General features: G+C 35.1%; 12 protein-coding genes and 2 pseudogenes. 3 read left to right on the top strand and 11 right to left on the bottom strand.

Features of this window, described 5'->3' with window-relative positions; translation table 11 throughout:
* Positions 1 to 39 precede the first annotated feature (39 nt).
* From mnmA to zwf, 7 genes and pseudogenes are all read right to left on the bottom strand, one after another.
* Positions 40 to 1,118, bottom strand: a pseudogene (mnmA, locus tag K7887_RS01875) (tRNA 2-thiouridine(34) synthase MnmA).
* Positions 1,119 to 1,156: 38 nt separating this feature from the next.
* On the bottom strand, positions 1,157 to 2,101 hold the full coding sequence (locus K7887_RS01870) for an LLM class oxidoreductase (protein WP_223491918.1): 945 nt from the start codon (positions 2,099 to 2,101) through the stop codon (positions 1,157 to 1,159).
* A gap of 428 nt (positions 2,102 to 2,529) precedes the next feature.
* Positions 2,530 to 2,946: an Rrf2 family transcriptional regulator gene (locus K7887_RS01865; RefSeq protein WP_010191722.1), complete on the bottom strand. Its 417-nt coding sequence runs from the start codon at positions 2,944 to 2,946 to the stop codon at positions 2,530 to 2,532.
* A gap of 172 nt (positions 2,947 to 3,118) precedes the next feature.
* Complete coding sequence (locus tag K7887_RS01860; protein WP_223491917.1) at positions 3,119 to 3,469, bottom strand: winged helix-turn-helix transcriptional regulator; 351 nt, start codon at positions 3,467 to 3,469, stop codon at positions 3,119 to 3,121.
* A gap of 156 nt (positions 3,470 to 3,625) precedes the next feature.
* Positions 3,626 to 4,117: a hypothetical protein gene (locus tag K7887_RS01855; RefSeq protein ID WP_223491916.1), complete on the bottom strand. Its 492-nt coding sequence runs from the start codon at positions 4,115 to 4,117 to the stop codon at positions 3,626 to 3,628.
* Positions 4,118 to 4,189: 72 nt separating this feature from the next.
* On the bottom strand, positions 4,190 to 5,083 hold the full coding sequence (gene gnd / locus K7887_RS01850; protein WP_223491915.1) for a phosphogluconate dehydrogenase (NAD(+)-dependent, decarboxylating): 894 nt from the start codon (positions 5,081 to 5,083) through the stop codon (positions 4,190 to 4,192).
* A gap of 36 nt (positions 5,084 to 5,119) precedes the next feature.
* A complete protein-coding gene (zwf, locus tag K7887_RS01845; protein ID WP_223491914.1) occupies positions 5,120 to 6,577 on the bottom strand; it encodes a glucose-6-phosphate dehydrogenase in 1,458 nt (485 codons plus the stop codon).
* 484 nt (positions 6,578 to 7,061) lie between these two features.
* Between zwf and hxlA the strand changes: the two genes are divergently transcribed.
* The 3 genes from hxlA (at position 7,062) to K7887_RS01830 (ending at position 9,091) form a co-directional block, all read left to right on the top strand.
* Entirely contained in the window at positions 7,062 to 7,694 is a 633-nt protein-coding gene (gene hxlA, locus K7887_RS01840; RefSeq protein ID WP_223491913.1) for a 3-hexulose-6-phosphate synthase, read from the top strand.
* An 8-nt stretch (positions 7,695 to 7,702) separates the two neighbouring features.
* Positions 7,703 to 8,260, top strand: coding sequence for a 6-phospho-3-hexuloisomerase (gene hxlB, locus K7887_RS01835; protein ID WP_223491912.1), 558 nt, complete (start codon positions 7,703 to 7,705; stop codon positions 8,258 to 8,260).
* Positions 8,261 to 8,371: 111 nt separating this feature from the next.
* Positions 8,372 to 9,091, top strand: coding sequence for a 3-ketoacyl-ACP reductase (locus K7887_RS01830; protein WP_090831815.1), 720 nt, complete (start codon positions 8,372 to 8,374; stop codon positions 9,089 to 9,091).
* A gap of 92 nt (positions 9,092 to 9,183) precedes the next feature.
* On the opposite strand, the pseudogene K7887_RS01825 reads toward K7887_RS01830, so the two are convergent.
* From K7887_RS01825 to K7887_RS01810, 4 genes and pseudogenes are all read right to left on the bottom strand, one after another.
* A pseudogene (locus tag K7887_RS01825) lies at positions 9,184 to 9,366 on the bottom strand (DUF3231 family protein); the annotation flags it as partial.
* 54 nt (positions 9,367 to 9,420) lie between these two features.
* Positions 9,421 to 10,128, bottom strand: coding sequence for a M48 family metallopeptidase (locus K7887_RS01820; RefSeq protein ID WP_223491911.1), 708 nt, complete (start codon positions 10,126 to 10,128; stop codon positions 9,421 to 9,423).
* 405 nt (positions 10,129 to 10,533) lie between these two features.
* A complete protein-coding gene (locus K7887_RS01815; protein WP_223491910.1) occupies positions 10,534 to 11,010 on the bottom strand; it encodes a hypothetical protein in 477 nt (158 codons plus the stop codon).
* 141 nt (positions 11,011 to 11,151) lie between these two features.
* The gene (locus K7887_RS01810) at positions 11,152 to 14,085 is read right to left on the bottom strand and encodes a RelA/SpoT domain-containing protein (RefSeq protein ID WP_223491909.1); all 2,934 of its coding nucleotides are present in this window, start codon (positions 14,083 to 14,085) and stop codon (positions 11,152 to 11,154) included.
* Between the last annotated feature and the right edge of the window lie 225 nt (positions 14,086 to 14,310).

Raw genomic sequence — 14,310 nt, 5'->3', positions numbered from 1 at the left:
AGTAAGGATTGAACTTTCACGGATTTAGTCAGTTTCCTATTATTTAATAACACGATCTATTGTTCCCCCACCAATACAAATATCACCATCATACAGAACAGCAGCTTGTCCTGGGGTAATAGCCCTTTGTCTTTTGTGAAAATAAATCTTTGCTGTTCCATCTTCTTGCGGATACACTGTTACCTCTTGATCCTCTTGACGGTATCTCATTTTGGCGGTACAACTAAATTCTTGCTTAAAAGTTAGATCTGTTTTAAACCAATTCATACCAATAGCCTCTAAACCTTCTGAATAAAGTCCTTCGTTATGAAACCCTTGTCCAACAATCAGAACATTACGCTTTAAGTCTTTACCAATGACAAACCAAGGCTCCCCGGATCCGCCAATGCCAAGACCTTGACGTTGACCAATAGTATAATACATAAGACCATCATGGTGACCTTTAATTTCACCATCTAAGGTTTGCATTTCACCAGGTTGAGCTGGCAAAAAGCCACTTAAAAATTCCTTGAAATTTCGTTCACCAATAAAGCAAATACCCGTACTATCTTTTTTCTTTGCTGTTGCAAGACCTGCCTCTATCGCAATCTCACGGATAAATGCCCAAGCGGAAACATAGTTTTCGATAATTGCTTTTGAGAAAGAGCATTAAGGAAGTATGATTGGTCTTTATTATGATCAGCACCTCGCAACAATCGGTATTGTCCATCTTTTTCTTCGACTCGTGCATAGTGACCTGTTGCAATATAGTCAGCCCCAATTGACATCGCATGATTTAAAAACGCCTTAAATTTGATCTCTTTATTACACATGACGTCAGGATTAGGTGTCCGACCTGATTTGTACTCCTCTAGGAAGTATGTGAAGACTTTATCCCAATACTGTTTTTCAAAATTTACAGCATAATACGGAATGCCGATTTGATTACTAACCTTAATCACATCTTCGTAATCTTCAGTTGCTGTACAGAAACCACTTTCATCCGTGTCATCCCAATTTTTCATAAAAATACCAACTACATCATATCCTTGCTCTTTAAGAAGCAAAGCTGTAACCGACGAATCAACACCTCCAGACATACCGACTACTACTCTTGTATCTTCTGGTCTTTTCTTCATACCTCTCACCACCTTTCAATCTCTTATTCAATTAAATGTTACTTAAATGCAGGAAACCTAGGTACTACCTTTTCTCCTAAATCATTAATTACATCCTTTGCCGGACGTTGACCATATTTTAAATTCAGAATAACATGATTAACTCCAATTTCTTGTAAGCGATTCAGATATTCAATGAAAAATTTGTATCCGCTCCTAAACCCAAGGTGAATAGGAGTAGGGCCTTCATCCGGATCTTCTGCTAAATCAATATAAAGCGATTGAGAAAATGGCTGGAAATCATACGTTAAAGAACGCCAATCATTAATGAGTTTAGCTTGTACATCAATATTTCGCGGATAACTAATCCAACCGTCACTGTTTTCAGCTATCCACTCTAGTGACTGCCCTGAACGCCCTGTCACGAAAGAAGGAATATCTGATAAAACGGGTTTCGGCAAGAGGTCTCCTTGTTCTAATCCAACTCTTTGTGAGTCGATCAGTGGGAATGACTGTTTCCATGCCTCTTTCATAACAATAAGTGCCTCTTGAAATAATTCTGTTCGTTCTTCTCGGTTAACTTTATATGCTGAAAATTCAATAGGTCGGTCTCCAGTTGCAATACCCAAGAGAAGCCTTTGATTGGATATTTGATCTACAGATGCAGCAGCTTTCGCTAGATCAAGTGGATGATGTAGTGTCGTCACAATGCTCCCTGTCCCTAATGCAATCTCTTTTGTTTGAGCTGCTAAGTAACCTAGAAAAACCCAAGGATCATATATTTGACCAACATCACCAAAGGACGGGTCATTCAATGGAACATCCCTAACAAATAAAGAAGCAAAATTAGCCTCCTCAGCTATCCGGGCAAGATCTATCTGTTGCTTTAAATCCATAACCGGGATACTTCCCTTATATGCTTCTAAAGGAAAGAATAACCCAAGTGAAAGTTTGTTTTCTTGGAATGTGCGTGAAAAACCTTTATGCTTTTCAAATTTATTCATACTTTTTAAACTCTCCCCTTTCAAAACCAACCTATCAGTCTTCCTTTGTGAATAAGTGAACTTCCCTGTTTATCATGCAGTTTCTTGCTTTACTGAATTTGTATTTACGACATGATATTTGCCCCCACTCTGTAAAAAAAACATGAATGGTCGTAATTCGGAATGGCCACATTTAGGACAATGACCAATTTCTTTCGTTATCGTTAGGCATTTGTCGCAAACGTGTCTATGTTTTGCATTTGACATACCCATACATTTATCACACCTTTCTTTATTTTATTGAATGAAACCTCATAAGATTTATAGCAGTAAACTGAACTTAAAATAGTTACAGTTTACACAAAAAGAGACTTAAACCATCGGACTAAAAGAGCATTTATCATCTGTAACAAAAAACATTACATTTAGATCAAAAATAAAACAACTTATTAATATTGTTTTATTTTCTTCAAGATAGATGCAATGGAAATACGATCGAGGTACGCTGAAAAATATTGATCGGTTTCCTCAAAGACCTCATCCATCACAAGTTGAATATTAGAAGCAACCACACATTCCTCCTCAGGATCTCCAGAGCACCAATTGGGTTTAATCGTTGCACCTGACACTGAGCGATAGATTTGCCCCAATGTAATTTCATCAGGATCTCTTTGAAGAATGTAGCCTCCTCCTATTCCTTCCTTTGTTCGTACAAATCCATGGTTACGCAAACAACTCATTATTTTACGAATTCTTGCCGGATTTGTGGAAACATTGTCTGCAATCTTTTGACTACTTGCCATGTGATCAGGCAAATGCGCTAAAAGAACTAAGCTATGAACGGCTATCGTAAATTCACTATTCACTGGATTTCACTTCCTCTTGGCTCCTGTACTGTAATATTAATTAATACAGTTTGGAAAGTCAATGAAATGATTAGTTATATTTATGCCAATTTTTAGTGGGGATTGAAAAGAGGTTGACTACCTCGAACGAAGTCAACCTTAAATTACCAGTTAAAATTCACCTAACCAACTCTTATCTTACTAAAGGATTCAATCCTGCAGTTTCCATATAATCTTTTCCCCAGTTATACATAGCATCGAGAATCGGCATCAAGCTTCTTCCTTGTTCAGTAAGGGAGTATTCTACTTTTGGAGGAACGACGGGATAGACTTCGCGTTTTACAATCAAGTCTTCTTCCAGTTCTCGCAATTGATTAACTAGCATTCTCTGCGTGATCCCTGGCATAAGAGCTTTCAATTCACCAAATCGCTTCGTTCCCTCTTTCCCTAGATGCCATAGTATAAGCATCTTCCATTTACCACCAATAACGGAAAGTGTTAATTCTTTTTCACAATTAAACATCTTTTCCTGCATTCGCGACATTTATCATCACCTCCATATTTATTATAGCCCATAGTATACTTTTTTCACTAAATAAAATATAAGTCTGTACTTGTTATATCCTTCCATACAAATTATATTAGCAGTGAACATATAATTCTCTATTCTGATGTTCATTAGGAAGATGCGTTACGGAAACTAGTGAGAGGTCTCAACACGAGCACTTAAAATATCTTCTGTTGTGATTTCAAGTAATTTCTTCAGGAACCTAATTGTTCCTATTGTTCCTATTATATTTTCCTCGGTTGTAACGTTTTCCATTTTCTTATCATCTATCAAATCACTAAGAACTTTTCTGAAAGCACTGCTTTTAATCAGCCACTCTCCAATTAGTTCTTTTGTTGCAGATCTTTCAAATTCATTTTTCACAGCAAATAAACTTTCTCTTTTTGTTTCTATTATAGTAATAGCATTTAAATCAGAATTCATCCGTATCTTAAAATATCTCTTTTCACTATTATAATAATTTTCATTCCTCAACCGAAAATACTCTACACCTATAGTGATTTCGTAAAAAGAAGCTGTCTCTGTAACATATTGAACGTCTTTCACTTCAACATTTTCCAATAGATCCAGATAAGTTTCTATTCCATACTGAGTATTTATCATTTTTGCATCCAATACATTCATGAACTACACATCCTTTCCTACCATCATATTCATTGTTTCAATACCATCTCACTAATAACAGATGTAATTCTTTTAGTTTTTTTCAACACCATGTCCACCAAATTCGTTTCTTAATGCAGCTACCACTTTACCTGTAAAGGTATCGTTGTCTAATGAACGGTAACGCATCAAAAGCGACATTGCGATAACGGGAGTAGCTGCTTGTAAATCTAGAGCTGTTTCAACTGTCCATTTCCCTTCACCAGAAGAGTGCATAATCCCTTTAATTTCATCTAGCTTTGCATCTTTTGAAAATGCACGTTCAGTCAACTCCATGAGCCATGAACGAATAACGGAGCCGTTATTCCACACTCTAGCTACTTTTTCGTAGTCAAAATCGAATTCGCTTTTTTCTAGCACCTCGAATCCTTCACCAATCGCTGCCATCATGCCGTATTCAATTCCATTGTGAACCATTTTTAAGAAATGGCCGCTCCCTGCTTTACCAGCATAGATAAATCCATTTTCGACAGCTGTATCCTTGAAAATAGGTTCCACGATGCTCCAGGCTTCAGGGTCTCCACCAATCATATAACATGCTCCATTACGAGCACCTTCCATTCCACCAGAAGTACCGGCATCCATGAAGTGAATTCCTACCTCCTTTAGCTGGTTATATCTGCGGATGGATTCCTTATAGTGAGAATTCCCAGCTTCAATTACGATATCTCCAGCGCTTAATAATGGTGTCATTTCATCAATTACTGAATCCACTACAGCATGCGGAACCATAATCCATACAACTCTTGGTTTTTCTAATGATGCAACAAGTTCTTTTAAATCAGATGTACCTTGAGCACCGTATTTCTTCATTTCTTCAACGGAACTTCTATTTACATCGAAAGCTACTACTTCATGCTTGTTATCAATTAAATTTTGACCTAAGTTTAATCCCATTTTTCCTAAACCAATTAATCCAATTTTCATATTCATTTCCTCCTTAATATTGTTCATCTTTTATTACTACCACCATTTATATCCTTGCTCTGCCAATAATCGATGGGAAGCATTTGGTCCCGTTGACCCGGATGGATATAATGGAAGGGGAATTGTATTTTCCTCAAAAGCCTCTAAGATAGGCTGTACCCATTTCCAAGACAACTCCACTTCTTTCCAATGCGCAAAGAAAGTTGAGTCGCCACGCATTGCATCGTAAATTAAACGCTCATACGCTTCAGGAACATCTGCTTGTTTAGAAGAAAAATCAACACTGACTGGTTCGATTTTTCCATTGTTTAATGGGTTTTTACTATTTAATTGTAATGAAACACTTTCGTTTGGATTGATTTCAATCACTAAAAGATTTGGGGCAGTTTCTTCTTCTTGAGCCCTATACAAATCCTTTAAAGTATTTTTGAATTCAATCACAATTCGGGTGGATTTCTCTGTCATTCTTTTTCCTGTACGGATATAGAAAGGAACCCCTCTCCAAAAATCATCATCCACATATAGACGGGCAGCTACAAATGTGTCATTTAATGAAGAAGGAGCAACTTCAGATTCTCCTGTATAGCCAACAACTGGTTTACCTTGGATTTCACCAGGACCATATTGACCTCGAATCACATGATTCACTACATCTTCTTTCTTTAACGGACGTAGTGATTCTATTATTTTTCTCTTTTCATTGCGGATCTCTTCTGCATTAATTTGTTTTGGCAACTGCATTGCTGTCATCATTAACATTTGCAGCATATGATTTTGAAACATGTCGCGAATAGCCCCGGCTTTATCATAATAATCAGCTCTTTCTTCAACCCCAACTGTTTCGGTTGCAGTAATTTGCACATTTGCAATGTATTGGTTGTTCCTTAATGCTTGAAGCACTGGATTTGCAAACCCTAACGCTTCCAGGTTTTGTACCATCGGCTTTCCAAGATAGTGGTCGATGCGAAAAATTTCTTCTTCATCAAAAGCTTTGCTTAGTTTATCGTTTAATACTTGAGCTGATTTTAGGTCATGCCCAAACGGTTTTTCGATAATAAGACGTTTCCAACCTTTAGTAGAACCTAGACCACTCTCTTTAATGTTGGAAGCAATCACATTAAATAACTCTGGAGCAACAGATAGGTAGAACATACGATTTTCTGGAATATTCAATTCTTCTTCACGTTGTTTAACGAGTTCAAGTAATCCTTTATAACCTTCAGCCTTGATAGCATCTACATGGCTATAACGAAAGGCACGGATAAACACTTCAAGGTTTGAATCGTCATGTAGTGATCGTCTAGAAAATGCTTTTAAAGAATCTTTCACATGTTTTTGGAAATCAGTATCTGATAATTCTCCTCTGCCCACCCCAATAATGGAGATGGGCAGAGGTAATTTTTTATCCAAAAATAAATTATATAGAGCAGGGAAGATTTTTCTTTTTGCTAAGTCCCCTGTCGCCCCAAATAAGACAAATGTCATTGCCTCCATTTTACATACCTCCAAAATCAGAAATGAATTTCAGTGTTTCGTGAAACATTGTTGCAACAAGATGTAAGTATAATACCTACATTTTTCAAATGGAAGTACGCACTTTTTATTTAAATAGTGATAAAAAAATAACTTAATAACAAAATGTATACCATAGGAAATAAACTCTTCTATTTATGTGCAAAAAAAATTAAAAGCCAGGGTGAGCATCCTCTCCCCGGCCACAAACATATATGATATTAATTTTTTGAAAACAGTATTTTTTTATGTGTTGAAGCTTTGGGCATAATAAGCGGGCTATTTAAACGGGAGGTGTCACAAACAGCGGTCTGTCTTACAGTATACTTTTTAGCACTATGTAAAATAAAAGTGCGTACTTTTAATATTTAATCATACGTTATATACTTGCAATTGTTCAGTGAGAGGCCATGGTGGAAAAGCTATCACTGTACAACAATAAAAAAAATTATAGGAGTGAATATAGATGGAATTACAATTAGCATTAGATTTAGTAAATATTCCAGAAGCAATTGAGTTAGTTAAAGAAGTGGAGGATCACATTGATATCGTCGAAATCGGTACACCGGTTGTAATCAATGAAGGACTTCATGCAGTAAAAGCAGTAAAAGAAGCGTTCCCTAACTTAAAGGTATTAGCAGACCTAAAAATCATGGATGCAGCTGGTTATGAAGTAATGAAAGCTTCTGAAGCTGGTGCAGATATCGTGACAATTCTTGGTACTGCTGAAGATATGTCCATTAAAGGTGCTGTTGAAGAAGCGAAAAAACAAGGTAAAAAAATCCTTGTTGATATGATTGCTGTTAAAGACCTTGCTGGACGTGCAAAAGAAGTGGACGCTATGGGCGTTGATTATATTTGTGTTCATACTGGCTACGATCTTCAAGCAGTTGGAAAGAACTCTTTTGAAGATTTACAAACCATCAAAAGTATTGTGAAAAATGCTAAAACTGCAATCGCAGGTGGTATTAAGTTAGAAACACTTCCAGAAGTTATCAAAGTACAACCAGACCTTGTCATTGTAGGTGGCGGGATTACTGGACAAGCTGATAAAAAAGCTGCTGCTGCAAAAATGCAACAAATGATTAATCAAGGGTAATTCAGATCATGAATACAACTCAATACCTAGCTAAAATCATAAAAGAGTTAATTCGCTCGGGAGATTTAATTTCCAATGATGAAGCTGAAAAATTAGTTAATGGGATTCTTGAATCCAAAAAAATCTTTGTTGCTGGCGCAGGTAGATCTGGATTTATGGCCAAATCATTTGCCATGAGAATGATGCACATGGGGATAGATGCCTATGTGATTGGCGAAACAGTAACCCCTAATTTTGAAAAAGATGACATCTTAATCATTGGATCAGGTTCAGGAGAAACAAAAGGTTTAGTTTCCATGGCTGAGAAAGCAAAAAGCATCGGTGGGACTATTGCAGCTGTAACGATTTTCCCTGAGTCCACTATTGGACAATTAGCGGATATCACTATTAAGTTGCCTGGCTCACCTAAAGATCAGTCGGAGAGTAATTTTAAGACGATTCAACCAATGGGCTCATTATTTGAGCAAACACTTCTACTATTTTACGACGCAGTGATTCTTCGTTTCATGGAGAAAAAAGGGTTGGATACCAATAAAATGTATGGTAAACATGCCAACTTAGAATAAATATATTATTCCTCAAGTTCAAAATAGGAAAGACCGCAACTGTTTCCATGCAAGTTTGCGGTCTTTCTGCTAGAATGAACTACTATTTATAATAATTTTAGGAGTGATAAAATGATTTCTTTAAATGGAAAAACTGCAATAGTTACTGGCGCAGGAAGAGGCATTGGCCGTGCAACTGCTATCGCCTTAGCTAAAGAAGGCGTTCATTTAGGCCTAATCGGCTTAAATATGTCCAATCTAGAAAAGGTAGCTGCTGAACTAGCACAATTTGATGTGAAGGTTTCTGCAGCAACAGCAGATGTGACCGATCTTGAATCCGTTACCCATGCTGTTGAACATATCAAATCAGACTTAGGTCCAATTGATATCCTAATCAACAACGCTGGTGTTGCTAAATTTGGTGGGTTCCTTGATCTAACACCAGAAGAATGGGAAAAAATCATCCAAGTCAATTTAATGGGTGTGTACAATGTAACAAGAGCAGTATTACCAGGAATGATCGAAAGAAAATCAGGAGATATCATCAATATTTCTTCATCTGCAGGACAAAAAGGTGCTCCTGTTACAAGTGCCTACAGTGCTTCTAAATTCGCTGTTTTAGGCCTAACAGAATCACTAATGCTAGAAGTAAGAAAACATAATGTCCGTGTCACTGCTTTAACACCAAGTACGGTCGTTACCGATTTAGCGATTGATACAAATCTTGTTAAAGGCAATGAAGAAAACGTGATGCACCCAGAAGACCTTGCAGAATTAGTCGTGGCTAGTTTGAAATTTAATCCAAGAGTATTTATTAAAACAGCTGGATTATGGTCCACAAATCCATCCTAAAAAAAAGCAGATCCGTTTGGGTCTGCTTTTTTAGTTCGTACAAAAAACTCATATATGTATCCATGATACAAGGAAAGTATGAACACCTTGTTCTAATTCTTCGTCAGGTTTTCATGGTCAGTGGCAGTAGGGGGTTGTTCCATCCAACCGTTTTCAATTAATAGATTCATACCATCTTCAGCGATTAAAGCAATTTCCATATTCATTCGAGCGTAATCAGCGGATAAATCTCTTCTTTGACACATTGATAAAGCCTCCCCATAATAACCAAGTGCCATTATCTCTGTTGGATGCATTAGGTCTATTCCCCTTTACTAAGCCTCTCCTGCCTAAATAGTCATCTTCCAACTGGACAGCGCCAACCAATTTTCCTGCTCTTTATAATCAGGTGATATTTTTCCTACAAGTCGCCAGAAGGATCGGTCGTGGTTGAGATGAATCATATGGCACATTTCGTGTACTACTACATAATCAATTACTTTTATTGGAGCCATGGCCAACTTCCAATTGAAAGTTAACTGTAATTGGGAATCACAGGTTCCCCATGTAGTCTTACTATCAGATATACGGATAGACCGTGGTTTTACTTTAAAGTTACTTTGATAGGATTTTACACTCTTCTCCACTATAGCTTTGCATTGCTGGTAATAAAATCTCTTTAAAGCTTGTTTTATCCTTCCGTCCTCCACCTGTTTCACGTATACATTTATATGTTTCTCATCAAACACGACATAATCTTGTTCAATAGTAGTATCTTGATAAACCTTTACAGGATAGGTGTTTCCTAAATAAAGAATCCTCTCCTCCTGACTGTATTCCTTCTCCTGCTGTCCAAGCAGTCTGTCCTTCATTTCCTTTGATTTTTCTTGAATCAGTTCCCACCTTTCCTCAAGCAATTGAATCACTCTTTCATCCTCTGTACCTTTAGGAGCCTGGACTTCCACATTTCCATAAACGTCCATACGAATGGCAATGCATTTGCGATTTTTGTATTTTATCTCAAAATGGATGGTTTCTCCTGAATATGTATGTATCATTTTATCACCTTAAAACCCTAATCCCAAGATGAAGCCCTTTTGTCACTCCCAAGAGGTAGAAGGACGGTTCTCATACTTCCTGCTGAGCGCTAGAATGATTCCGATGCACTCTGGTAACTACTAATCATACCATTTAAGTAACATCATAATGATGGTGCGTATAGAGTTTAAACTTATTTTGAAACTTCGTATATAAAAGACGTATCCAGTCTAATTTTAATTCAGTGATATAGTGGTTTTCACCAAACGGAGCATTCGCTTTCTACAGCAACAATAGGCTAACAATCATCTCAACACTATTTTATTAGATATATAGTGTAATAATTTGAAGGTGCATAAAATAAGCAAACAAAAAAGCGCAAGAGTAAGCTTTAGCGCCTTAATGTTTCAATTATTAATCTTGGTCTAGTTCATTTTTTTGTATTTTTCAAGATATTGATTTACAAATATCGGCAGGAAGAAAAATCCGATGGATGCAATTGATAAAGCCAAAGTATTTGCGTGTCTAAGAGCGTTGAAACCAAACAAAGCACTTACAATAGTCCAAATCAAAATAAGTGTTGAAACTATTTTGAAACTACTCTTTAAAGTAGAATTATTTCCTTTAGCTTTGTTTTTTAAGTTCCATAAACCAGAGCAAGTTAACGATGCTGCTAAAATATTAAAAATCTCTTTCGATAAAGGAGCATTAGGGTCAACATTCCCAGTGTTTATTGCAAAAATAATGACTGATAGGAAAAAGAGTGAAAACAGACCAAAAATAAGTTTGTCCTTTTTTTCTATTTTCTCTTCTTGAATAATGCTAACACCAATGCCAATTGCAAAAACTAAAAAGATGAAACCTAGGGCATTTAGCATCATATAAAACTCAAAACTTTCCAAACACACCAACCTCCTAATTTTTCGTATTTTAAGGAATGTGTACCTTAAAAGTTCCTCAAATTCTATTTATTTAGTGTGAAAAATATCAGTTTCTCAATATAGGTGTAGCTTAATTTAAGCTACACCCTTTCCTTCAGCTAGTCATTGACTATTATATCGTCTTTTCATCATCTCTATATTTTTATCTGCCCTTCGAATTTCGTGAAGTATCAATGGATTAATATATCTCATAAATTCTACAACAAATGTTTTAATTTCCTGACTTTTTTCCCCTCTCTGCCATTTACGAACTTCTTTCTTAATTTGTTTATAAGCCTCTACAAACCCATACTCCCCTGAAACAACTCCTGTTTGTGTCAATGCACTCATTAGTTCTTGCATCATTTCCTTATTTCCCACATTTGTTCTTATTAAGTTTTTGCATACTTCATATGTAACAGGAGAACCTTCGTATTCCTTTATAACTCTTAGAACAATTTTAGCCTCATTCGCTTCACCATTGAAAATTAGGGTATTAAGAAACTCCTGTAGTGGTTGTTCAAAATTAGGGAAGATATTCTTAATTAACTGAGCAGCTTCCCATTGGTACAACCATTCGGATTTATTAAACCATTGTATTATCTGTGGCAAAATTATTTCTGATTTATCTATTAAAAATTTATCTAATTCATAAAAATTATGCGGGACCGCATCGTATTTATCTATTAATCTGTTTTTACCCTGATTTTGCATTTGTATTTCTTTTTCAATACGTCTTCCAAAAAAATAAATAACCTTTTCTGGCTCTTTTATACAAGTAGGCTTTAATATCTCCTCTTCATGAACTCCTAAGGTATTATACTTTTCTAACTCACCTAGTATAACTTCTAAGTCTTCCTCTTTTAAAAAATGTAAAATTGAGTTTTCATCATACCAAATCAAGCTAGTCCAATTGTATTGTTCATGTTTTGAAAGCTCTTTAACAATTTCAACAAATAAAATGCTTGATTGCTCATAACAATCGACATTTCGTATAATTGCATGAAGTAAATTAAATAATGCCTTTATATTTGTCTCTTTAGAAGCTTTAAGAAAGATTTGCTCCATCAATTCAAAATCATGTTCTTCAACTAAGTTAAATACTGCTGCACATTGCTCTATATATTTATTTTGTGTTATCCAATCTTTTATAAATTCCTTAGCAACATTTTCCTTATCAGAATACAATATTCCTGCAATTAAGTTAGGGAGGAAAACCTCTAACTTTTCTTCGTTATTGATAATCACATTTTTGGCCAATGACGGCTTTAATTTTCCTATTCCAAATAAAAAGGTTTGGAAATTTCCAAATTCCCATAAGTTAGTACCGGTACAGCAAGTAGCAATTGATACTATTCTCTTTTCCCAAGAAGGGAAGTTTTCACTATTGATCTCATTCTGATACTTAATTATGCCAGCCCGTCTTAAATCTTCAGCCTCTCGCCATCCAAGGTCTCTACTATATGATAAATCACTACCGACCAAAGTTTTGAAAACTTCATATTCAATGTCCATTTCTATTAAAGTAATTAATCTTTTTATTTCTTCAGACTCAGGTATTAATTGTTTTAATCTAAAAGAATTTTCATCAATAGCCTTAATTTCCAAAAGTTGAAACCCAGCAAAATTGTCCAATAGCCAGCTAATGACTTCATTTGCATTTTCTCTTACTAATTCGTGGATTTGCTGATTATACTCTACTCTTCTAGGTAAGTTAGTGACTTCCATTAATATCTTTATTATCTCTACCTTAATTTCAATTTCAAAAGTATTTTGATAAATATACTCCAATAGGTCAATTACTTCTTTTCTAATTTCTTGGAGATGTGAATTTAATCCTATGGTTCCTGTCCGAATACTAATTTCCTTATAATCAGTAAATGAAACGTCATCAAATTCTAGCTTTAATAGATTTGAAAAAATTGTTTTTAAAACAACCCACTTATTAAAATCAATGGCTATAGCTAACTCTTTTTTTATTTTGGATACCATTTGCATTTGAGGAAAGTAACCAACTTTATCAATAACTTTTAAATTATACTTACATAGATTAATAAGAACCTGAATGGCTTTTTCCCTAATTTTTGGTCCATCATCGATAGATAATATCAAAAGTATATCTAAAGTGTCTTCTAAATAGAGATATCTAATTTGATTTAATATATCTAGACATTTCTCAACAACATGATAATGTTCAAATCCATACATGCTTCCTAATGCAGTTTCAACATCAGTTGTTTCAAGCTCTCTAGATTTTTGAATAATTTTAGGAATAAATTCTGTTAAGTTAAAACCATCAGGCGTCTTATCACCAAATTCGATTATAAATTGATGAAGCAAACTTACTTTTTCATAAACTTCATTACGTGATAATGCAAACATGATGCTCTGCAAAAAATTTACATCGAAAATCTGTTTACCTTGCTTTAGTTTTTCAAACCTCTCATTTATAAATTCAAAAGTATAACTAGCAGGCTTAATTTGATTTTTCATGACCTCTCCGAATTGTTTTTTAAGAGCATTAACAGATTGTTCATCAAACTCTGAAAGTCCATCGGGAAGCTTATATATAATATTATGTGACATTTCCGACCAAGCGTGAAAAAGAACTGTTGTCAATTGTATTTCACACTTTAATTCATTAAACTCCGCATATTCCATCAATTCTAACCTATTTTTATTAAGCTTTACTACTAAGTGTAAAGCGTTATACCCATCCTCTGAATATCTCAAGTTATGCTTCTCAACCATAAACTCATCATAAAGCAAATTTGAAAACTTCTGGATATCACTTTCCAAATAAAAAATAACACGACAACCTGCTATATCATCTATATCAAAAATAGTGCTTATACCCTCAGGTAAAGAGCCCTTTATCAATTTATTTTCTATTGATGAAAAATCTTTTAAACGGCTTGCTACAATTTGATACTGGAGAGAATGCTTTTTTAATAATGACTTTAAAATGTTCGCAACGGTGCTACAATAATTACTAAAAGTAAATTGACTTAACTCATACTCCTGACTAAACTTTTCAATTTTTTCTTTAACTTCCACTGGTAACTCCCACTTTACTTTATTTTTTAATCTATTTGTTCTTAAAGCAGTATTATTTTATTATTTAAAATTTAATTCTCCCTACATTATATCCCAACATATCTATTATATGGAATTTAAATTATTTTTTAAATATTTCCATAAGCATTTCCTCATATTTCATAAATGAAACTACTGTAGTAATATAGAAATGGGAAGCAGGGGGACGGTCCTTCTGCTTCCTTT

The sequence above is a fragment of the Sutcliffiella horikoshii genome, from assembly GCF_019931755.1.
In the GTDB taxonomy this organism is placed as follows: domain Bacteria; phylum Bacillota; class Bacilli; order Bacillales; family Bacillaceae_I; genus Sutcliffiella_A; species Sutcliffiella_A horikoshii_E.
This window is presented reverse-complemented; position numbering and strand designations above follow the sequence as displayed.